The 23,564-nt window shown below is 46.6% G+C and carries 16 protein-coding genes; 8 read left to right on the forward strand and 8 right to left on the reverse strand.

Going from position 1 to position 23,564, the window contains the following annotated elements:
* Positions 1-451: 451 nt before the first annotated feature.
* Positions 452-3,175, forward strand: coding sequence for a magnesium-translocating P-type ATPase (gene mgtA, locus H7K56_RS10225; protein ID WP_150360889.1), 2,724 nt, complete (start codon positions 452-454; stop codon positions 3,173-3,175).
* A gap of 159 nt (positions 3,176-3,334) precedes the next feature.
* Positions 3,335-4,012 carry an SDR family oxidoreductase gene (locus H7K56_RS10230; protein WP_058781696.1) on the forward strand — a complete coding sequence of 226 codons (678 nt, stop codon included), beginning with the start codon at positions 3,335-3,337 and terminating at the stop codon, positions 4,010-4,012.
* A 37-nt stretch (positions 4,013-4,049) separates the two neighbouring features.
* On the opposite strand, the gene H7K56_RS10235 is transcribed toward H7K56_RS10230, so the two are convergent.
* The 4 genes from H7K56_RS10235 to H7K56_RS10250 all read right to left on the reverse strand — a co-directional run bounded on the left by H7K56_RS10235 (position 4,050) and on the right by H7K56_RS10250 (position 6,274).
* Positions 4,050-4,706, reverse strand: a complete 657-nt coding sequence (locus H7K56_RS10235) for an epoxyqueuosine reductase QueH (protein WP_150360888.1) — start codon at positions 4,704-4,706, stop codon at positions 4,050-4,052.
* Positions 4,707-4,919: 213 nt separating this feature from the next.
* Entirely contained in the window at positions 4,920-5,105 is a 186-nt protein-coding gene (locus H7K56_RS10240; protein WP_021506487.1) for a YegP family protein, read from the reverse strand.
* A gap of 191 nt (positions 5,106-5,296) precedes the next feature.
* Entirely contained in the window at positions 5,297-5,776 is a 480-nt protein-coding gene (locus H7K56_RS10245) for a hypothetical protein (RefSeq protein ID WP_249042723.1), read from the reverse strand.
* Positions 5,777-5,920: 144 nt separating this feature from the next.
* Positions 5,921-6,274, reverse strand: coding sequence for a KPN_00521 family repetitive protein (locus H7K56_RS10250; protein WP_021506488.1), 354 nt, complete (start codon positions 6,272-6,274; stop codon positions 5,921-5,923).
* Positions 6,275-6,723: 449 nt separating this feature from the next.
* Here H7K56_RS10250 and H7K56_RS10255 point away from each other — a divergent pair, with 449 nt between their 5' ends.
* Entirely contained in the window at positions 6,724-7,113 is a 390-nt protein-coding gene (locus H7K56_RS10255) for a hypothetical protein (RefSeq protein ID WP_150360887.1), read from the forward strand.
* Positions 7,114-7,218: 105 nt separating this feature from the next.
* On the opposite strand, the gene H7K56_RS10260 is transcribed toward H7K56_RS10255, so the two are convergent.
* Positions 7,219-8,133, reverse strand: coding sequence for an AraC family transcriptional regulator (locus H7K56_RS10260; RefSeq protein ID WP_150360894.1), 915 nt, complete (start codon positions 8,131-8,133; stop codon positions 7,219-7,221).
* 230 nt (positions 8,134-8,363) lie between these two features.
* On the opposite strand from H7K56_RS10260, the gene H7K56_RS10265 reads away from it, so the two are divergent.
* The 5 genes from H7K56_RS10265 (at position 8,364) to hyoA (ending at position 18,927) form a co-directional block, all read left to right on the forward strand.
* Positions 8,364-9,119, forward strand: a complete 756-nt coding sequence (locus H7K56_RS10265; protein ID WP_150360886.1) for an SDR family NAD(P)-dependent oxidoreductase — start codon at positions 8,364-8,366, stop codon at positions 9,117-9,119.
* A 68-nt stretch (positions 9,120-9,187) separates the two neighbouring features.
* Positions 9,188-9,616 carry a tautomerase family protein gene (locus tag H7K56_RS10270; RefSeq protein WP_104094055.1) on the forward strand — a complete coding sequence of 143 codons (429 nt, stop codon included), beginning with the start codon at positions 9,188-9,190 and terminating at the stop codon, positions 9,614-9,616.
* 624 nt (positions 9,617-10,240) lie between these two features.
* On the forward strand, positions 10,241-12,550 hold the full coding sequence (locus H7K56_RS10275) for an AAA family ATPase (protein WP_150360885.1): 2,310 nt from the start codon (positions 10,241-10,243) through the stop codon (positions 12,548-12,550).
* Positions 12,547-14,496, forward strand: coding sequence for a UvrD-helicase domain-containing protein (locus H7K56_RS10280; protein ID WP_150360884.1), 1,950 nt, complete (start codon positions 12,547-12,549; stop codon positions 14,494-14,496). The genes H7K56_RS10275 and H7K56_RS10280 overlap by 4 nt, the downstream gene beginning before the upstream one ends.
* 117 nt (positions 14,497-14,613) lie before the next feature.
* Positions 14,614-18,927 (forward strand): NACHT domain-containing antiphage protein HyoA, encoded by a 4,314-nt coding sequence (gene hyoA, locus H7K56_RS10285; protein ID WP_150360883.1) that lies wholly within the window; start codon positions 14,614-14,616, stop codon positions 18,925-18,927.
* Between the two features lie 307 nt (positions 18,928-19,234).
* Here the strand turns inward: hyoA and H7K56_RS10290 are convergent, their stop codons facing one another.
* From H7K56_RS10290 to H7K56_RS10300, 3 genes are all read right to left on the reverse strand, one after another.
* Entirely contained in the window at positions 19,235-20,377 is a 1,143-nt protein-coding gene (locus H7K56_RS10290; protein ID WP_045616270.1) for a reverse transcriptase family protein, read from the reverse strand.
* A 234-nt stretch (positions 20,378-20,611) separates the two neighbouring features.
* A complete protein-coding gene (locus tag H7K56_RS10295; RefSeq protein WP_089625526.1) occupies positions 20,612-21,787 on the reverse strand; it encodes a phosphoribosyltransferase-like protein in 1,176 nt (391 codons plus the stop codon).
* Between the two features lie 508 nt (positions 21,788-22,295).
* The gene (locus H7K56_RS10300; protein WP_045616271.1) at positions 22,296-23,438 is read right to left on the reverse strand and encodes a protein NO VEIN domain-containing protein; all 1,143 of its coding nucleotides are present in this window, start codon (positions 23,436-23,438) and stop codon (positions 22,296-22,298) included.
* Positions 23,439-23,564 lie beyond the last annotated feature (126 nt).

The following is a 23,564-nucleotide window of genomic DNA, read 5'->3' on the forward strand; positions in this document are numbered from 1 at the left end:
GATGGCAATACAAGGCAAGCTGACGCGCGAATTCTTTTGTCGCTGCTTGCCAACATGGCGGGCAGCAATCCTCACCTGTTTCTGATGATTGTTCCCTGATAATGACACCACAGCGGGCTGAAGCCCGTGGGAATAGCATCATGCACATGATTTTAAACGCACTTTTTCCTCCGCCTCGATGCGCGCGCTGATCTTCAGCGTGCTGAGCTTCCCTGCGCGTTAAGCCGCTTCAGGCTGCTGCTGCGCGCAGCGTTATCCAGGATTATGTTATTTCACTCGTTATTCAGCGAGCGACTTTCTTCGCCCATTATTTCCGGGAGGTAATATGGAAATTCCCGACAGGTTATTTTTAATTTAATCCGGTCACGCCGTGACAATTAATGTTTTCGACTTGTGCGCCTGGCGCGCAGGGATCGTTATTGCCGTAAAAAAATAAACGAGGAGTGTCATCATGACTGACATGAAACTCAACCAGGAAAAAAAAGCCTGGAACACCGTGCGTCCGGCACGTCAGAAAACCGCACGCTATCTGATTGAAGATGAAGCCGCTTTTACCGCCGACGAAACGCTGCTGCGCCTGCGCAGCGATGCGCTGGGGCTGGTCGAACGCGAAGCGGAAGCGCGGCTGCAGATTTATGGTCGCAATCAGGTGGAGCATGATAAAGCGCCACCAGCGCTGGTGCAGCTGATTCAGGCTTTCAATAATCCGTTCATCTATGTGCTGCTGGCGCTGGCGCTGGTGAGCTTTTTCACCGACTACTGGATGCCGCTGCGCCATGGCGAGGAGACCGATCTGACCGGTGTCATCATCATTGTGACGATGGTAACGCTCAGCGGTTTGCTGCGCTTCTGGCAGGAGTTTCGCACCAACAAAGCGGCACAGGCGCTGAAATCGATGGTGCGCACCACCGCCACCGTGCTGCGCCGGGAATCGGTACAGCAGGCGCCGCAGAAACAGGAAGTGGACATCACCAGCCTGGTGCCCGGCGACATCATTTATCTCTCAGCGGGCGATCTGGTACCGGCCGATGTGCGGCTGCTCGACTCACGCGATCTGTTTATCAGCCAGGCAATTCTGACCGGCGAATCGCTGCCGGTGGAGAAATATGACGTCACCGGCCACGTGGCCAGTAAACAGGCCAGCGCCAGCGACAAAGATGCATCGCTGCTGGAACTGGGCAGCGTATGCCTGATGGGCACTAACGTCTCCAGCGGCAGCGCCAAAGCGGTGGTGGTGGCGACCGGCGGGGAAACTTACTTCGGCAGCCTGGCGAAATCGATTGTTGGTAACCGCACACAAACCGCTTTCGATCGCGGCGTGAACAGCGTCAGCTGGCTGCTGATTCGCTTCATGCTGGTGATGGTGCCGGTGGTGCTGCTGATTAACGGCCTGACCAAAGGCGACTGGCTGGATGCTTCGCTGTTCGCGCTGGCGGTGGCGGTGGGACTGACGCCGGAAATGCTGCCGATGATTGTCAGCTCGAATCTGGCCAAAGGGGCGATTGCCATGTCGCGCCGTAAAGTGATCGTCAAACGCCTGAACGCGATCCAGAACCTCGGCGCCATGAACATTTTGTGTACCGACAAAACCGGCACGCTGACGCAGGACAACATTATCCTCGAGCATCATCTCGACTGTGCCGGGGTAGAGAACTCGCGCGTCCTGATGCTGAGCTGGCTCAACAGCCATTACCAGAGCGGCACGCCTAACCTGATGGACCGCGCCATCCTGCGCTACGGCAAAGGACGCATCAGCGCGGACATGAGCGACTACTACAGCAAAGTGGATGAGCTGCCGTTTGATTTTGTGCGTCGCCGCGTTTCAGTGGTGGTGCGTGACCGCCGCCTCAACCAGCAGATGCTGATCTGTAAGGGCGCGGTCGAGGAGATGCTGAGCATTGCCAGCGCCGAGCGCGAAGGCAAACTGATTCAGCCGCTCAATGAAACCCGTCGCGCGGAGCTGCTGGCGCTGGCGCATCAGTACAATCAGCAGGGCTTCCGCGTACTGCTGGTGGCCAGCCGCGCGCTGGCGGAGCCGGGCCTGCAACAGGCGCTCAGCGTCGCGGATGAGCAGGGACTGACCATTGAAGGGCTGCTGACCTTCCTCGATCCGCCGAAGGAAAGCGCGGCGAAGGCGATTACCGCGCTTAACGAGAACGGCGTAACGGTCAAAGTGCTGACCGGCGATAATCCGGTAGTGACGGCGCGCATCTGCCAGCAGGTGGGCATCGACTGTGGCGAGATCCTCACCGGCGAGGCGATTGCTGCGATGAGCGATGAGCAGCTGGCGCAGGCCGCGGCGCGCAGCTCGGTGTTTGCCAAACTGACGCCGCTACAGAAGTCACGCATTCTGCGTGCGCTGCAGCAGCAGGGCCATACGGTGGGTTTTCTCGGTGACGGCATCAATGATGCGCCGGCGCTGCGTGACGCCGATGTGGGGATCTCGGTCGACAGCGCGGCGGACATCGCCAAAGAGTCTTCTGACATCATCCTGCTGGAAAAGGATTTAATGGTGCTGGAAGAGGGCGTGATGAAGGGGCGCGAGACGTTCGGCAACATCATCAAGTACCTGAACATGACCGCCAGTTCCAACTTCGGTAATGTGTTCTCGGTGCTGGTGGCGAGCGCGTTCATTCCGTTCCTGCCGATGCTGGCGATTCACCTGCTGATTCAGAACCTGATGTACGATCTGTCACAGCTGGCGCTGCCGTGGGACAAAATGGATCGCGAGTTCCTGCGCAAACCACGCAAATGGGACGCGCGCAACATCAAACGCTTTATGCTGTGGATTGGGCCAACGTCGTCAATTTTTGACATCACCACCTTTGCGCTAATGTGGTACGTGTTCGCGGCGAATACCCCAGCGATGCAGTCGCTGTTCCAGTCCGGCTGGTTTGTGGAAGGGCTGCTGTCGCAGACGCTGGTGGTGCACATGCTGCGCACGCGCAAGATTCCGTTTATCCAGAGCCGCGCGGCGCTGCCGGTGCTGCTGACCACCGCCTGCGTAATGATCGCCGGCATTCTGCTGCCGTTCTCGCCGCTCGGCGCGATGGTCGGCCTGGTGCCGCTGCCATGGAGCTATTTCCCGTGGCTGCTGGCCACGCTGCTCGGCTACTGCCTGGTGGCGCAGGGCATGAAAACGCTGTACATCAAGCGCTTTGGCCAGTGGTTCTGAGTGCAGGAGGCGCGATGAAGCAACGCAACCTGGATAAAACGGTGTGCCACCTGCTGATAATTATGGTGGTCATCGTCGTGCTAACGTTAGTGTTCCGGTAAGGACAACAGGGCAGGGTATCCTGCCCTTTTTCGTGGCACACCAACCAGCGAGAGACAGATGAGCCAACAACAGCGAGCATTGATTATTGGGGCGTCAAAAGGCATTGGCCTGGCCGTGGTGCAGCAACTACTGCAGGCGGGCTGGCAGGTGACCGCCACCTACCGTTCCACGGCGGTTTCGTTTCAGCATCCGCAGCTGCAGTGGCTGGCGCTGGATATCACCGATGGCGCGCAGCGTGACGCGCTGGTCCGGCAGCTCGGCGACGCACCCTTTGATTGCATCCTGATTAACGCCGGGATTCTCGGTCCGCACGCATCGCAGCTGCGCGACGTGGACGATGCGCAGCTCAGCGAGCTGTTCTTTACCAATGCGGTGGCGCCGGTGCGCCTGGCGGAGAGCCTGCTGCCGCTGCTGCGCGACAAACAGAGCGTGCTGGGCCTGACCACGTCGCGTCTCGCCAGCCTCAACGAGAACCGTGACGCGGCGATGCCGTTCTACTCAGCCAGCAAAGCGGCGCTGAATATGCTGAGCCGCGCGCTGGCGACGCAGATGCACCAGCAGGGCAGCACCTTGCTGTCACTGCATCCGGGCTGGGTAAAAACCGACATGGGCGGTGAGGGCGCGGATATCACCGTCACCGAGAGTGCGCAGGGCATGGTCACGCAGTTGCAGCAGTTTAGCGGGCGTGGCGGCCATCATTACGTGGATTACCGCGGCCAGCTGCTGAACTGGTAATGCTTAGCCTGCTGGTTAGCGCCAGCAGGTTTTTTTCTTACTCATCCTGCGAATAGTACTGCACGCCGATTTCGATACGTTCGCGACCGCTTGCTACGCGGTGGCGGTTGGTATCGCGCAGCGAATAGATGCAGCCGCAATACTCCTGCTGGTAGAAACGCTCGCGCTTGCTGATCTCAATCATGCGCGACGAACCGCCACCTTTACGCCAGTTAAACTCCCAGTACAGCATATCCGGATAGCGCGCCGCCGCGCGTACGCCGCAGTCGTTGATTTGCTGCATATTCTTCCAGCGCGAAATGCCGAGTGAACTGGTGATCACCGGGAAGCCGTGTTCATGCGCGTACAGCGCGGTGCGCTCGAAGCGCATGTCGAAACACATGGTGCAGCGCACGCCGCGCTCCGGCTCCCACTCCATGCCACGCGCGCGCTCGAACCAGTTGTCTTTGTCGTAATCGGCATCAACAAAAGGCACGCCAAACTGCTCGGCAAAGCGGATGTTCTCCTCTTTGCGCAGCTCGTACTCTTTCAGCGGATGGATGTTCGGGTTGTAGAAGAAGATGGTGTAATCGATGCCGGAAGCCAGCATCGCTTCCATCACTTCTCCCGAGCAGGGAGCGCAGCAGGAGTGCAGCAGCACTTTATTGTGGCCATTCGGCAAGGGCAGCGGCTGGCGTTGAAATGTATCGGACATAAAGTGAATTAATGGTTAAGGGCGATGCGGCAAGTGTAGGGGCAAAGGCCGGCCGATGCAAAGCGCCGGTGCCGTTTGAGAGTGGGGGCCTGTGGTACTGTGTGGTACCCGCTCGCCGGGGATGCTTAGCGGCGCGATTGATCGCGTAATACATTGCGCCGCTTGCAGGGTCAATGACCCACCTTCGCGCATCACTGCGCAGGCTGCGCGAGGTCAGGTCTCGTCGTGAATGGTGGTCGATGCACCGTTCTGCTGCACCGAGCGGATGCCGTTTTCCGCCGCCTGTTTAGAGCTGTACATCTCGCTGGTGGCAATGGTTTCGCCGTTGCTGGCTTTAAGCACAAACCAGTATTTCTGCGACAATGCTGTATCACTTTTTCTCAGTACGTAATATCCCATGTGCTTTCTCCTTGTGCCGGCACCCGATGGCCGGTTCGCTTACTATTCGCGCAGCCTGCTTATTAATCAATCACTGATTAGGAATTTGCCCGAATCCAGGAGCGGGATCGCAGCGTTTTGTATCAATCCGGTTGCTGGCAGGCACAAAAAAGGCCGAATTGCTGCCTTTTGGGATAATGAATTCGTGTTTATCACACGGGTAAAGCCGTGATGTTCATGAATCGGGTAAATGCTTTACTGCGGGAGACACCTTTCGGATCGCTGAAAAATGGCAGCTGGAATTTCGGTGAATCTTCCAGTGTCAGGCCCCAGATATAATCACCGATAAAACGAAACTGAAGTGAATGGTCACTGATATGCAATTGCTCAAATGTGCCGGAGTTATACTCATTGCCAATAGTGACAATTTCCTGAATGCCCTGAGAGGAATCAATCAGCATAATCGTTAGTGATTCCTCGTAGAGCACGTCATCCGTGACAAACAGGATATAGCGGTTATCAGTCACTTTGACTGCTGCCTCAAGGATTTTTCCGGGGATGATTATGCCGGTAGAACTACCGCTGAGTAATACCTCTGATTTCGCCTGTTCGCGGTCCGTTGCGTGTTGCACCTCAACCAAAGATACATCATTAACTTTTTGCATCAGCGCCAAATCCATCCCATTTGCCATGCCGCGAGAGCAGCTCCTGCGAATGAAATTTAACTAAGTTCGCTGCGGATTAATATGCTTATGATGTAAAAACGCCTGATGCAGTGCACCAGGCGTTTTCGACTCAAATGAATGCAGAGCAATCGATGTCTACATCAGAAGAAATTACTCAGAGACTTTCTTCTTCAGATCGCTGGCACCTTCTTTGGTTTTGTTCCAGCCTTTCTGCGCGCCTTCTTTGGTGGCGTCCCAACCTTTTTCAGTGCCTTCTTTGGTGCTGTTCCAGGCTTTCTGCGAGTTTTCGCTCGCTTTGCTGGTCAGGCTATCGCTTTTGCCTTCGGCAGCATGTTTGGCTTTGAGCTGCTGCTCTTCACCCTGATGCTGCGCCTGATGCAGTTTCTCTTTCGCCGTATTGGCGCCCGCTTTGGCGTCAGCGACGGTTTCATCGGTTGCGTGTGTGGCGGCAAACGCCGTAGAAGTCAGAAGAATGGCGGATAACGCAATAATCGTCTTTTTCATAATATATTCCCTCATTAAGCATCATAAGTGTTATGAGCGTAGTTAAGAGTGGCACAGAGCGCAACGCAGGGCATTAGGAATAAACTGTAAGTGAATCGTACCGTTTCTGTGGGCATTTTTGGCATAAATGCGCAACGGTGTGCCGTAGGGGCCAGCCATGCGCAATGCTGGCGCAGCGCAGAGGATAAGTAAACGATGTGAGCTAAGTGCAATAGTCGGCTAGAGAAAAGGCGGGGCAGCAGCGCAAGCCTAAATGGTTGTGCGATTTTTTGTGCAGGTACTGGAGTAAGACGTAAAAGACAACTGGAATCACGCCATAGCCGATCAGGCATGACTTTGATTGAGATTACCGAAGCCCTGAGCAGTGGGTTGATTGACTTAAAAGCTTCAAATAAAGCAGACAAGGTCAGTATAATGTCCATGCGAGTCAGGCCAGGGAGGTAAATATTATGGATGAAAAAATCAACAAAAAGTTGAAGGAAATTCAATCAAAAATTCGAGGTGATGATTTTAACAAGGCTGAGTTACTTAGTTTCAGAGCCGGTTATAAAGAGATAATTTCGGTTTATCCAATGAAAATTACCTCAGAATTTAACCTGCGTTCAGTCATCGCGATATTATCAAATGATGTGTCTTCAGTTGTCGTTATTTATTTTTATATGCTGATCTTTTTAACGGCGGCTTTTTGTTTTGTCGGTGAAACGGAAGGTGCAGGATTATTTTTTGGCATGATAGGTATTGCTGCCGTAGTGCATTTCATTTACACGGCCAGGAAAAATAAGTTAGGACTCTTCACCCAAGTGAAGCTGGTTAATCTCTATATTAGAAGTGTTTTCTAAAAATCCTTCTTGTAACCCCCTCTTCGGAAACGACAGACTCAAACAATTTATTGCCTGTTTGAGACGTCGTTAACCGTGAATGTTGACACAGCATTGTGCGAAAAATTAACTGCGCCACGCAGGCTCACCGGACAGGACTGAACGCTCGAGTGCGCGGGTTTCCCGAATATTCCGGGCTGGCGGTGAACCAAACAGCCGTGAATATTCACGGGTAAACTGCGTCACGCTCTCATATCCCACCGCGTTAGCAGCAATACCGATCGCTGTCCCTTCCGTCAGCATCAGTCTCCGCGCTTCAAGCAGGCGCAGTTGTTTCTGGAATTGCAGCGGGGTGAGCGTGGTGACATGGCGGAAATGCGTATGAAATACCGAGAGGCTCATACCGGCGGCGTCAGCGAGGGTTTTCATGCGCAGCGGTTGCGCATAATTAGCCCGAATGATCGCGACTGCCCGCGCAATCCGCCGGGCATGGCTGTCAGTGCTGCCGAGGGCGCGCAGCGCGCTGCCGTGTCGTCCTGACAATAGCCAGTAATGTAACTCCCGCACCAACTGGCTGCCCAGCACGGCGAGCGCGCGCGGTCTGCTGAGCATGTTCAGCAGGCGCAAAGCGGCTTCTGCCACATCTTCTTCGATCTGATCAATACTTACGGGCAAATCCGTGGCAGCCTCCAGTCCGACCATGTTTGCCATCAGTTCGCTAATCACCGCCGCATTCAGTTCCACGACCAGAGAATAATAAGGGGTGTCGGCACTGGCGCTGATAACCTGACTCACGGTTGGCACGTCCATGGTGATCAGCAAGGATTCCCCCGCGCCGAAATCAAAACGATCGCTGCCCATGGTCACGCGTTTACTGCCTTGCAGCACCATTGCGATCAACGGTTTAGTGATCGCGAATTGCAACGCGGTAGGCGCGGTCTCGCGCAGAATGAACACCCCATCAACTGGCGTTGCGGCAACCCCCGCTCCGTTGTGGTGTTCATCAGCGTAGTGGCTTGCCGCCTGCAGCAAAGCCGCCATCCTCCCGGCAGAGTTGAATTCATCGTCCCGTGCAGTGCGTTCCTCATACGAGTGATCACGCTTTTTCATATTATCAGGCAATAAAATAAAAATTTACGGTGCAGTTATTCTAGTAAATACGGCATCAAATAAAAATATAAAAATAATCAGGCAATAATTAAAAATTATTGGGCAACCTCGTAAGTCTGTCGATTGTTAGAATCACTCTCCCACTATTGAGGAGATATTTCATGACAACCCTTTCTTTTGTTACTGGCGCCAGCCGGGGTCTTGGCCGTAATACCGCACTGAGCATTGCCCGCCATGGTGGTGATGTCATCGTGACTTATCGTACGGGTAAAGAAGCGGCGGATGCCGTGGTGAATGAAATCCAGGCGCTTGGCCGTAAGGCAGTTGCGCTGCAACTGGACACTAGCAACGTATCGTCTTTCCCTGGTTTCGTCGCCGCCGTGCGCAATATCCTGAAAGATGACTGGGGACGCGAAACGTTCGACCATCTGATCAACAACGCCGGGCATGGGGAAATGGCCGACTTTAGCGCAACCACGGAAGAGCAGTTCGACGCGTTATTTAACGTACACGTCAAAGGAGTGTTTTTTCTGACGCAGTCGCTGCTGCCGCTGCTGGTCGATGGCGGACGCATCGTCAACTTCTCTTCGGGGCTGACCCGCGTGTCGTTCCCGGGTTTCTCGGCCTACTCGGCTGCCAAGGGCGCCGTTGAAATACTCTCCGTGTATATGGCGAAAGAACTGGGCAGCCGCGGCATCACCGTGAATACCGTGGCCCCGGGAGCGATTGAGACCGACTTCCTGGGTGGCGCGGTGCGTGACATCCCCGATTACAACCAGGCGTTTGCTGGCATGACCGCGCTGGGTCGCGTGGGGCTGCCTGATGACATCGGTCCGATGATTGCCAGCCTGCTGGGACCGGACAACCGCTGGGTCACCGGTCAGCGTATTGAAGTCTCCGGTGGGCAGTCAATTTAGTTGCCCGATGATGGATTCCGCCCGGTGCGGAATCCATCCTGTTCCCCTGATGCAATGAGATATATTTGATGCCTAAAATGATCATTCATGCGCCAGCAGGTACCTTTAATGCGGCTGAGCGTCAACAGGTTGCCAGAGATCTGACGCAGTTAGGACTTGATTGCGAGGCGCTGCCAGACTCCCCGCTGGTTCGTAGTACGGTCTGGACCTACTTTGCCGAATACTCTTCTGACGCCGTCTTTATGGGAGATGAACCCGCATGGTTGCCGGTTGTGTCCCTTCAGATATATGTCATCAAAGGTGGTCTGGATGAGGAGGCAAAGAAAAAGCTGATCGAGGGAGCAACCGCAATTCTGGATCGGCGTCCGTCAGGGACTTCAGTCGCGCCTGTCTATGTGGTGATACAGGAAATCGAAGAAACAAACTGGGGGATTTTTGGTCAGCAGGCCGATCTGGCAGCGCTTCGCGCCAGCGATGAAAACGCTCCGTCGATTTGAAGGAAATGTTTTTGATAGGGGGGCCGGGAAAGTCTCAGAGAATGGCGTGAATGTTAGAGTGAGTGTCGCTCGCGTTCCCCGCTGAGTTTCGAACATCTCCTGAATTCGCAGCGGGCTGGGAAAGGATGATTAAGAGAGTGAGAAAGCAGTCACTACTAATTGACTGTTTTATCTGATACTGGGGCAATTCAGTGGTTACATGCTGGCTTTAGTCTGAGACTATCCAAACTGGGGAGCCGCTCGGGAGTGGTACCAAACTTAAACTGGAATTTGCTGTGTATAGATATATAGGGCAAATTCAGGATCTACGCAATAAGCGATGTCACAGTGGGATCTTGGGAATGATTTATATCTGTAAATAGTTCTTGAATATGTTGGATTACATCATTCCGCGTACCTATATGCCATGTTGATTGACGACCTAATGAGCCAAAACACTGTGACATGAATCAGTTAGAATATATTTAAGGATTGGCATTTTTTAGCGAAGCGGTAATATGACTTGCCGTGTCAATTCTTTCTAATTGTGCCTCAACAGCATCAAGTTGGAAGGACTCGAGCTTACGGCGTGGCGCTAAGCTGCTACAGGTTGGCGCATCCCTATACGGATTGAGAGGAGCCACAATGTCAGCAGCAGACGCCACTACATCATTATCTGGGCAGATATCCCTTCGGTTTGTTGAGCTTTGCCAGTTCCGCCGACTTGGTAAGGTCCAGCTTGAGATTGATCCTAAGACTACTATTCTCGTCGGTGCTAATAATAGCGGCAAAACATCAATTCTGGCAGCACTGCGTCACTTCCTTGCAGATGGCTCGCCATTTGGTGCTTTCGATATAAGTGTTTCTCAATGGCCAAAATTGCGGGAGCTTGGAAGAGCTTGGGACGCATTAGAAGAAGACCCGTCTACGTCTGGCGCATCCGAAGGTGAATGGGAAGAGCAACTTGAAACCTTAATTTCGGCGATGCCAACGCTAGATCTATGGTTCGATGCTAAGGCCGGCATGTTCCACTATGTCTCCCCGTTCTTGTCAAAATTCAGTTGGAAGGGGGGCGGGGTAGGTGTCCGATTGCGTCTGGAACCTGCTACGAACATTGAGGATCTGAAGCAGTTGGCTTGGAAGTATCACCTGACGAGAATACCTGTGAAGGATATGGGAAAGGATTCGCTTGCGTGGCCGATTGATCTTCTTGATTTTTGGCTGCGAGAACCTTCTCAACTCGGCCAGGTTCGGGCCTACAAGTTAGATGCCGATAACAACCCTTTGGACGGGATAAAGACCTACGTTAGCCAGGTACTGGATGCTGACTCAAGCCCAATTGATCGTAAGCATCTTCAGAAACTTATAAAAGTAGACTTTGTGGCTGCACAGCGTGGCCTTGGTAGTGAGGAAGCTGATTCCCGGTCTGCTTCTGGCACCCATCGCATAGGTTTATTCTCCAATCAGCTTCTCAAATTTGCTCGACAGCATCTAAATGTGGCAGCAACAGGTCATGGGCACCGAGCTGACCTCATAAAAGCTGTTGCTGATGCCCAGCAGGAACTAGATAAAAAGATTCATGAGGCTATTGGTCCATCGGTAGAAGAGGTTAAAGAGCTTGGGTACCCCGGCTTGCATGACCCCCAAGAGATTCGTTTCCGCACGCGCATACAGACAGCCGAATTACTCGACCATGGGACAGCTGTTCAATACAGCATGCAGAAGGATTCACTAGAAGAGCTTCTCCCGGAATATTCCATTGGTCTCGGTTATCAGAATTTACAGTCCCTTAGTTACCAACTAGTTTCTTTCAAAGCTGCTCGCCTAAATCCTGAAAAGGGCGCTCCCGCACCTGTTCATCTGGTTATGATTGAGGAGCCCGAGGCTCATTTGCACGTACAGGTACAACGTATTTTCTCGGGTAAGGCACATAAGCTCATCAGTCCTAACGGTAGCGATGAGTCAGGTCTTAAAAGCCAACTGATTATCAGTACTCATTCTAGCCATTTAGCTCATGCTGAGAATTTTGACCGGCTACGATATGTTCGCCGCGTTGCCAAGAGTGAAGAACAAAACATGCCTACCACTGAGGTGGTTAATCTTGGGCAAGTTTTTGGTGATGATAAAACAACCCGTCAATTCGCTGAACGTTATTTTCGCGTTCAACACACAGATCTTTTATTTGCCAATGCTGCAATCTTTGTCGAGGGGGTTGCTGAACGAATGCTGTTACCTCTTTTCATTGAAAGAGATTTTGCAACACTCAACAGTCGCTATCTGTCCTTCCTTGATATTGGTGGCAGCCATGCTCATCGGCTAAGAGCTCTCGTTGAAAGACTCCGTATTCCAACTGTAATTATTACTGATATCGATCCAGTTGAAGAAAGACCAGGTAAGCCTAAAAAAAATGGGGATCCGACTACAACCTTAGTTGCTGTGGCTAATACAGGACAACCCGGACTGCAATGTGGGAACCCGACTCTTCGCGGATGGCACCCTAAGTTGCAACAGCTTGAGGATTTCAAGAACCCGAAAAATGAGCATCTTGTCTGGAAAGAAATTGCCGAGTGTTCTGTACGTTTTGCATGGCAGTTGCCTGTAGTCGAAGCTGATGGTCAATGGCCAAGTACTTTTGAAGACTCTCTAATTCTGAGAAATATCCCTTGGTTTAAGCAACTTATTGATGAAAAAGTCGATGGCGATGGGAAGCAAATCAAACCGCCGAAGGGAGCACTGGGCTCAGTAGCAAGACAGGTTGCTGAAAATGATAATATTCCAGAACTGCTCGCAGCTCTGCATAAATTAATGCATGGATCTTTTAATAAAGGAGACTTTGCCGCAAGTATCTTTGAAATGGTTGCTGCGGATGAGCCGATAGTCTGTCCTAAATATATCGAGGATGCATTGGAATGGCTCCAGACACAGCTTGAGCCAAGCAAGGAGGTGATGCCATGACTAACTCATCAGCCCTTGACGACAATGATCGCGATGCAGGGGTAGTTGAAGAGATTTGCGGCTACCTTACAGACATACCACCCCGTAACTACTTCCTTTTTGCAGGGGCTGGTTCTGGTAAAACACGAACTTTGGTAGAAGTTTTGCGTCGCCTTACTGGTGTGACTGAGCATGAGAAGGGGGGACAATTAGCACGGTCCCTGAAGATGTATGGGCGTTCGATTAGAGTTGTGACCTACACCAAGAATGCTGTCTCTGTAATCAACAGACGTCTTGGGGACAATAATTTAGTCAGTGTGTCTACCATCCATTCGTTTTGCTGGGAGTTAATTAATGGGTTCAACGATGACATTCGGGAGTCCCTTATAGCAGTAAAAGAAGCTCAACTCGCTAAAGAGACTGCAGAGGCACAAGCGAAACCGAGGGGTATTACTGCAGCAAAACAGCGTGACCTTGACGAAATCACGAATCAAATCGAGGTTCTTCGGACAACTGAAGTATTCAAATACCATCCCGATCGCAATACATATGGACCTGGTGCACTACCACACAATTACGTACTCGATGCGACAGCTTGGTTGCTTCAAAATAAGCCAACACTCCAATCCATTCTCAAAGATCGACATCCAATCATACTGATTGATGAGTCGCAGGACACGATGAAAGGTGTACTGGACTCCTTGATGGTGCTTGCCAAAAAAAGTGAGAGAGATTTGACTCTTGGTCTGCTGGGAGATCATCGACAACGAATTTATATGGATGGTCATGCCGATCTTCCAAGCATTGTTCCGGAAAGCTGGGCAACGCCTGAGTTACAAATGAATCATCGCAGTCAACGACGGATAGTCACACTGATTAATAAAATCTGGGAAACAGAACTTGAAGGCAGGACACAACCAACAAAGGGTTCAGCACAACATCCCCGAACGGAAAAAGCTGGTGGAACGGTTCGGCTCTTCTTGGGGGATACATCACGAAGTCCAGAAGATAAAGTGCTTAGTGAACGCTGGTGCGCTGAGCGAATGTTTGAAATTAGTGGTTTAGCAGATTGGAATCAAGGGCAATATCAGTTGCTTGCGCTTGAGCATAAGCTTGTCGCCACTCGTGGCTCGTTTCTTGATGTCTATGATGCAATGGTTCTGTTAGATCCCAACGCTGCAGCACCATCTGGCAGTGGGGACAATAAGGGGCCTTCAACAGTACAAATTTTGCTTAATGAGCTGGCGCATTTAGAAGCCTGCGTCAGTGATGAAGGAATCGTTAATGAGTTTAAGGCCACCGAGGTTTTTCGACGTTATGGCGGTTTAGACAATATGCCTGAGGACTCAGAATCAAGAGTTGAACGTACTGATGAAATGCTCGAGGCGATAGCGATATTTGCAATGGCTTGCGCCAACTCTGAGTCAACGATCGCTGAGGTGTTAGCGCCAGTCTTGAGTGCAAACTTATTCGAGGTTGATCATCGACTCCTAGAGGCTTATGTCGACAAGTCACCAGCCCCGCAAGCTCCTGGACGTGGTGAGGATGAGTCAAAGCAAACTAGAATGCGCCGTGGATGGTGTGCACTGTTTGCGTCTCCATGGAAACAACTTAAGTGCTATCGGAATTACCTTGCTGGGATTTCAGAGCTCGCAACACATCAGGTAGTTAAAGGCTCTGAGTTCAATCACGTCATGGTTGTAATGGATGATGCTCTTGCTGGTGGGACTCTCATCAAGTACGACAAAATTTTTGGTGGTACGCAGTTAAGTCCAACAGATAAAAAGAATGCAGAGGCTGGTAAGGAGACAACAATTGACCGGACTTTACGTTTGCTGTACGTGACTTGTAGCAGGGCGCAAGAATCGCTAGCTTTAGTGCTTTGGTCGTCCGATCCTGCTGCAGCAATGGCTCGAATCGAGGAGAGCATGTGGTTTACTAAAGATGAAATACAGGTCATTCCATAGTGTCGCCTGAGGATAGATATGCTTACCTTATCTTAAGGATAATTCCATTGCTGAGTTAATGCCGAGTTCGCTGAAAATCAGAGCGTATCAGAATATAGACTCTCGAGGTGTTTTGAAATGATGTATCAGCCTGTTCCGCTTGTTCGATATTTTTCTTTAGTACCTAAGTCAAAGGATGACTCAGATGAAAGCGAATTGCACTCGCTTTGGGGTACACATAAACACACTGAGTGGCAAAGTCTTGAAGAAGAATATCGCTGCGTCATTTTGGCGGAAGCAGGAGCAGGAAAAACCTTCGAGATGGAATCTCGAGCAAAGCATATTCAGCAATCAGGTCGAGCAGCATTCTTCATCAGAATAGAAGATATAGAAGATGGTTTCGAAAATGCCTTTGAAGTTGGTTGCGCAGCATCCTTTGAAAATTGGCTTGAATCTCACGAAAAAGCATGGTTTTTCCTTGACTCGGTCGATGAAGCTCGTCTTGAAAACCCTCGAGCTTTTGAGAAAGCAATTAGGCGTTTTTCATTGAAGATCAAATCAGCGCAACAGCGTGCACACATTTACGTTTCTAGTCGCCCATATGCATGGCGTGCACGAACTGATCGGGAACTGTTAGAGCAATATTTGCCCTTCGAAAAGTTGTTGGCTAATACTACTGTCACTGAAGAAAGTAATTCTAATGAAATCGATAATGATCAGGTAGTTGAAGTAAGTAGCGCTCTGCAAGTATTCATACTCGAACCATTGGACGAGTGTGGCATTCGTATTTTTGCCGAGCATCGTGAAACACCACAAGTAGAAACGCTGATTATTGAACTTCATCGTGCAAATCTGACAACTATGGCTGCGCGGCCATTTGATCTTGAGAGTATTTTGGCTAAGTGGAAAACCGAACAAAAGCTTGATGGGCGGCTCGAGTTACTACAGCACAATATTGAGCTACGTTTAAGCGAGATTGATCCAAGTCGTTCACAACGACAACCACTCAATCGAGAGAATGCATTGTCAGGTGTACGTTTACTTGCAGCCGCGGTTATTATGACTGGTGAACCTGGAATTCGAATTCCAGATGCCACGAATCCAGATGAAGGCATTGATGCGGAACTTGTTTTAGGTGATTGGAACCCACCAGAGGTGAGAGCACTACTTGAACGTGGTATCTTCAATGATGTCATATATGGCATGGTACGATTTCGGCACCGAGAAGTGCGAGAGCTCCTCGCAGCAGAATGGTTTAGTCGTCAACTTAATGATGGTCATTCTCGTAGAGCAATAGAATCCCTATTTATTCGTGAACAATATGGACAATTAGTTATAACTCCTCGTTTGCGACCGATATTACCTTGGTTAATTTTATTTGATAATGAATTACGTCAAAAAGTATTGAAAATATCACCTGAGATCGTTTTTGAGGGAGGAGATGCAGCTCGCTTACCTTTAACTGAACGGAAAATGATACTCACAGATGTTGTTAACCGTATTGCGGAAGGGAAGGATGATCATTCGGCACGTGATAATAATGCTATTGCCCGTATAGCCCAGCCGGATTTAATGAATGACACCCTCAATTTGATCGGGAAATATCGAAATAATGATGATGCAATCTTCTTCTTGGGAAGATTAGTTTGGCAAGGTTGTATGACGGAGTGTGTACCAGTTCTTTCAGGCATTGCAATTGATTCAGGACGAGGTATTTATGCGCATATCGCGGCTACACGTGCTGTAATGACATGTGGAAAGAAAACGCAAATAAACCATGTATTGAATGAGCTAATCCGTTTACCAGACATTATACCTCGAAAATTGCTGGCTGAAGTACTGGGGAATGCCAGCCCTGATACTACCTCAGCTAATTTCTTGTTAGCGTCGTTAGAAAAAGTTGAAGATTATAAACAGTATGAAACATCTGGACTAAAGCAAGCTTTGCATGTTTTCATTGATCGCTTCCCAAATGATGCAGCCGCGCTCAAACCCTTGAAAACAATAATTATTGGCTTGAACGGTTTTCTTGAAAGAAAACCTTATATTGAGCGAGGGGAGTGCCATGTCTCTAAAGAGTTCGTATGGCTTTTAGGTGCGGCAACACATGCAGTTGAACGACTGGTTTCTATGCGCTCTGAAGCAGCACTTTCATTGGATGCACTTGCGATTATGTTAAAAGTTCCGGCGGTGCGATTCTGGCGAAGTGAGGATTTCGATGAGTATAAAAATATACTTCACGAAATCGTTCCAGCTTGGAAGGAACTGAACGATGCCCTATTCTGGAAAAGTATCGACGAAGCACGTGGCAGAATTGAAACAAAGGAATCTGAACGGCTGATCGATGATTACTCTGTGCAGTGGCTCGGGCATTTTTGGAAATTCGGGCTAGACCGATTCGATGATGTGCTGAGTTTTATCACGATGCATGATTTTCTTGATGACAAACTTGTAGCGGTTTCTCTCGCCTTCAGGCTTTATAATTTGGCTGATAAACCTGAAGGCTTGTTACGTAAACTCAAATGCGTAACAGAAGATCGAGCCGAAGTTAAAGAGTACCTAGATACATTTTTAAACCCGCAGAGATCTCAAAAAACTATTGAAAGGGAAGAACAAGAAGCACAGCACCGGGAAGAGCGGGAAAAAGAAAAAGAAGATCGCAATCGCAACCGGATAGCGTGGATTAATCGCTTAAGAGCTACACCGGATGTTATTAGAAATCCCCCTGGACTTAAAACAGGGGATTTCAGTAATGACCAGTATTGGTTATTATGTGAGATTGAAGGTAACGGTGATCGTTCTGATGGTTCAAATTGGAAACGGTTGATCCCTGAATTTGGTGAAGATGTCGCAAGAGCATATCGGGATGCTGCAATCTCACATTGGAGGAAATACGTTCCTTCTATTAGATCCGAGGGTAGTGACACAACCACCGTTTCCTATAAATTATTATTTGCTATAGCTGGCCTGGAAATTGAAGCAAGTGAAAATGATGCTTTTCCTGCGTGTTTGACTGAAGCTGAAGTTCGCCATGTACTTCGGTATGCTATCTGGGAGTTGAATGGGCTACCAAAATGGCTGGAACAATTGCATCATGCTTTTCCTGAATTGGTATTGGAAGCAATCCTCACAGAATTGAACTGGGAATTGACGCATACTGCAGTCGACGAGTCTATGCATTATATTTTGTATAAACTTGCGACTTATGCACCATGGATGCATCCCTACTTGGCTCCAGCATTAATTGACTGGATAGAGCAAAACGAAATATATAACTCTGACATGCTTCGTTACTGTATTTGTATTGTACTAAACGAATGTGTTGATTCTAACGTTATATTAAAACTAGTTAAATTTAAGGTTTCGCAAAGTTCTGTAAAAGAGCAGCTATCAACTTGGTATGCAGTTTGGGTTGATCTTAATGCGGAAGAAGCGATTCCTGCAGTCGATAGTTGGTTGTCAGGCCTTCAGCCAGAAGAGGCTTCAAAAGAAGCACAGTTGTTTATAACAAAATTAATGGGGACTCGTTTTTCTAGCAATACAGCGTATGGTAATGGTGATTCCTTTAGTGTCAAACAGCTTAAAGCGTTATATATTCTCATGCATCGGTATATCAGAGCAGAGGATGATATAGAACGGGCTGGTATGGGAGTGTATTCTCCGGGGCTGAGAGATGATGCGCAAGATGGTCGTAATGCTCTTTTTAATAGGTTGGCTGCAATTCCAGGTAAAGAGACCTATTTTGCCCTTATAGAACTATCAGGAGAACATCCAGTTATTGAATCTCGAGCTTGGATGAGTAAGTTAGCTTATAAACGAGCTGAAGAAGATGCAGATTTAGAACCATGGTCGGCACAGCAAATGCGAGAATTTGCTAGGTACCAAATGAGCACGCCAACAACACATCGACAGCTCTTTGATCTTACAGTCAACCGGTTGATTGATCTTAAATCATGGATCGAAGGCGGAAATGATAGCCCATACAGGACCTGGCAAAGAGTTGAAGGTGAAACCGAAATGCGAAACCTTGTGGCGGGATGGTTGAATCACAATTCTTCAGGCCATTATAGTTGTGCTCAGGAAAACGAGCTTCCAAATAGACAAAGGCCAGATATTTGGACTCAAAATCCACTTATCTCCTCACCTGTGCCAATTGAACTAAAGTTACTCGAAAACTGGTCTGGCCCAGAATTATGTGAGCGATTGCGCAATCAACTTGCAGGTGATTATTTACGAGAGGAAACAGCAGGCTGTGGGATAATGCTTTTGGTTTGGCGGGGTAGATCTAATCAAGCACATTGGCAAATTGAGGGGCAACGTGTAGTTCTTCCTTGTCTGATTGATGCACTTAAGTCCTATTGGGATTCTATTGCCTATAATTTCTCTGGTGTTTCTGCAATTGAAGTGATCCTAATTGACTTAACAGTTAGAGATATTAAATTGGAGGGGTGAAGTAATTTGAAATCACTTGAAAGATATTGTGTTTTTTTACTAGCAGCAGAAACCATTATCTATATGTTAGGAATTAGAACTGTACCGTAATTGCATATGAAAAGCGGGAAACTTTATCTTAAAAAATTCTTAAGCCCAATGTTGCGTAAGTAACTAGATTGTTCATGGTAAACTATTCCAAGGGGCTCAATAAATAGGTTAGAAGAACATAACAAAATGAGTTTCGGTTAAAAAATTTATCTGAACTTAAACAACAAGACTGAAAAAATAGCTGAAAACATACTGAAATAGGAATGCTGTGATATAGCTAATTAAAACCATGCTTTTCTAGAGCTGCATAGAATTCCTGAATACATTTTAAACCGTAGTCCTGAGATATTGTTTTAGCAAAGAAGATCTTTCCTTTTATATGTTCTAACATTCCATAAACACTATTAAAACCTCGAAATCTTGCATGGGCAACTGGTCCAAACTCGCTTAAAGCATATAAGTGTGAATCAATCGACTTCTTAAATTCTTTTGATAAATGAGGAATATGCTTATCTACATTCAATCCCAAAACGATTTTTTTTGCACCTGGTGGGGATACTTTGATTTTTGTTTTATTTAAGGAGTATCCTTTTTTTCGTAAGTAATCAACGACACGGCCAATGATTTTACTAATATCAGATCTATTCATGTCTTTTTTTGGAAAAGATATGAATAGATCATCAGCATAGCGTGTATATAGGCCACCATGACTTTGTACTAGCTTAAAAATTATTTTATCCAGCTCGAAAAAAACCATATTAGAAAGCATAGGGCTTGTTGGAGCACCTTGAGGCAATCTCCCAATATATTTTATATTATCCCTAGAATAAGCAAGCTCTCTGTTTTTTCGCTTGTACAATACCCACTTACTATGGTTTTTAGTCAGGAATGTAGGTTGATAAGTACAAATTCGAGCTAAAGCAAAAGAAACAATGGGAGAATACCCTATTAATATAAATTGTTCATATACACTCCGTTCAGAGGTCATGTCAAAAAAATTTTCAACGTCTAATTTTACAAGCCACTGAGATGAGCAATGAACCATAGCACAACTATAAATAGATGAATTTTTATGATAAGAATAACAGCAAGGATGTGGTTTAAGATTTCTCAAAATATAATAATTGATCCATCTTTGTAACTGTTTTAAATCTTCTTTGGGAGCGCTAATGAAGCGACTTCCACCTGATTTTTTCTCAACTGTATAATGTTCATATTCATTTTTTCTTCTAAGAATAATATCGTCTAAATAAACTTTATCGACTGAAGAAAGTTTAACCAGATGTTGCAAGTTATGAATATATACAACATCATTGATAAGAAACTTAGCTGCTTTTGCCATTGTAGCGCTTAGCACAGCGGGGATTCTTTTGGCTTTGATTCCTCCTAAGTAATATAGGTGAGACGGAACAATGGTCATATGGCTACCTTAAATGTTCGCGGATTTACCCCTTCAGCAAAGACGGACGAGGTTACGAGCCGGGGTTGCTGAAGGGGTCAATTGCGCATGTAAGCGAATCATTTTCCACAATTGATGCAAATTACATCAACTGAGGGCATAACCCTCACGGTTAAAACATCACCGTCTGATCCTCGTAAACGAGGGTCGATTGTAAACCAACCGACTAACACTAGCGCATAGACCAGAGTCCGTTCACCTTTTACGAGGATAATAAAAATCTGGGTTTATTGCAATGATTTTAAAGCCTTTTGTTTTTGAACCTATTTCTACTTCTACACGGCCTATACCAGTAATTTCATATTCATGATTCCGGTAATGAACCCAGCCAGCAGTATTTAGATTCTTTAAAATAAGTTTTAATTCATATTGTGGAAAACCAGAAATTTTACTTAGTTGTTTTAGGCTTAACGATTCTACTTCCAAAAGCTTAAGAATTGATTTTATTTTTAAGAGCTTAGGTTGTATTTTGATTTTTTCTTCAATTTCGTGTGTGAAATCCGTAGGAATGTATCGTCTCGGAAATAATGCATCCCATCTACTGGCTGGAGTAATACCATTGGTTTTTGGTTTATACTTAATAACAGTACGGTGGAGTATAGATGGGATGTTATTGGGGGCTGAATGGGTAAATATAACTCGTACGGCACTACCTTTATACCCTAGAGGGTGTTTTTCTTTATTATGGGCATATGCATGACAAAGGGTAGTTATTTCTTTGTGATTAGCAAGTTCATCTATTATTGGGGCGGAATACAGCACATTTAGGCTTAGCCCCTTTTTATTTGAAATATATTTCTCAATTACAGATTGGCCAGTATGTGTTGCCATATATGCTAATATTTCTATCTCAAGTGTTCCAAACGATAATCGACTCTTAATTGTAGGGTGATTATAAACTCTTTCAATAAATTCTTTAGTTCTATCCCCAGAACCAATTAGATCATCTATTAATATCAATTTTCTAACATTTAAAATGCGCATTTCATCTAGTGAGATGGATGCTGACACCCTTCTGCCAGATATATTTGTTTGGGGTAAAGGGAAGTATTGATTATTTCTCCTATTGAGCTGCGTGTAGAGATTACTAATAAATGCTTCGCTTCCAAGTGGCTCCAATGAAACTTGTACTACTGGTGGTATTGATTTATTTAACAAATCATACACATTTTCATTGGGGGAAAGCTCTCTAATCGGCAAAATTGAAACCACATTTACGCCTATATTTTGAGCAAGTTCCTCTTTCAAATCATTAATTACAGTGGATGTTTTTATATAAATGAGGCTATCTAATAGCGATTTGGCAATATTTCTATGCGGCTTAGAAAATTGCTTTAACCAACGTTGTACTGCCTGTGTATTTGAAATCATTTTTCTGTTAGCACCTGACAGTTTATAGTTGTGTTTATTGCATTATACTTGAATGTTATAGAATTTTCTACATAGTTGAGAACCATAACTACTTATTGCTTCATGCTCGCACAACTTATAAGCTGATTTCTAGTATGACTATGATGTCTAGCATAATCCTACAAATGATTATATTTATCTAGCGATATCATTTTTCTACCCGAACGGATGTGTTTTTTGCTGCGATTTCTTAGTGTCACCAATAAGATATCTTAAGGTTTTACTTTATAATTAAGCTATTGAGTCTTGATAAGAAATGCACATTAGCTCTATTATCGGATTCAGTGTTATCAGTGGTAATATATTTAAGATCTTAGGGTGGTTTATACCTAATAATATCTTGTAATGTGTGCTGGTGTATGTTTTTGTCTTTATGAGATGGTTTTGGCACTGAATTACCCGAGTGATAAGTTTTAGTGGTTATTAATTGGCTGTATATTTAAAATACAAATTAAAATTAATGGTGTAATTATTCATGATCTTCTAAATTAAATCTTACTACATAAGCACATGGGGTAATCTCACTGTTTGAATAGAGTTCTTTGGCATGCTTAACTAAAATATCGCACGGCATTCCATTCTTACCATAGATAACAAGGTAAAAGTAATAATCCTTGCTGTATTCTTTTTTAATGGAAATAGCACGTTCATTTTCGGAAAGAAAGAATCGATAGTATTCTTCTTTTTTTTCTCGGCCAACTGATTTAACCTCTATGTACCTCTCATGTCCCGGTGCATTGAACGAAAGGTAGTCATATCCATAAGATGGAATATCACGGCGATCCTCTATCTTTTTTACCAGTTCTTCATATCCAATACCAACCAATCTTTTTCTTTCCCATTCGATGGCATACTCTTCGCTTAACTTTCCAATTATATCTCTGTTTATATTGATGTCCTCAAAATTAACAGGGCGTCTAGATTTTTTTCGAGGTTTTTGTATGGTGCATAAAGAATTTGTAGATAGGTTTCCACGTATGAACTTACTATAAAGAAATGACATGAACTTAGGATTGGTCCAGTTCTTTGTGATTTTATTCTCCATTTTTTTCTCGATTAACAAGTGCTGATACTCGCTAATATAGAGTTGCCCCTGAATCCCCATTCCTAATGCAATTTGCTTAAGGTGTTCGGCGCTACATATGTTTAAGTAACTGGATGGAAAATAGAGACTTAATATTTTAGCCTTGAACATTTGAGATAGAGGATTTTCATCTATATCGCGATATTTTTTGGATTTTCCTGCCTGAATGAGTTTTAAGAGAGCACTCTTTACTCCATCAAAAGCTTCTTTTTTCGTATTTCCAAATTTTTTAGTATAACGATATCTGGTCGTTGGATCAGATTTAGTTTTACCGTAGTAAATACCAAACTTATTCGCTGTCGCACCTTGTATATTTGCCCAAGCTTTTGTCTTTGCTTCGACACACGCACAAAATGAAGCAGTACCTTTACCAATAACATATTCATCGATAGTGATATTTTGAAGTTCTTTTAGTGGGTAAGACAGTAAAAAATGTCCACGAGCACTTAGCGCTTTGTCCTCACTCGTTGTATCAAATGTCTTTGAAAAAGTTCGGAGTTCATCATCGTAAGTAGATGCTACGTTCATATTGAGTCCTTAGTTTAATTGTTTATGTTAATGTGTTATCTATGTGCTAAGAAGGGAGATGTCAGTTTTTGGACTATCCCCATAATTAAGTAAGGTTTCATAGGTTTTAGTGGGCGTGTTAGGTCT

Source organism: Pantoea dispersa, assembly GCF_014155765.1.
GTDB classification, from domain to species: Bacteria; Pseudomonadota; Gammaproteobacteria; order Enterobacterales; family Enterobacteriaceae; genus Pantoea; species Pantoea dispersa.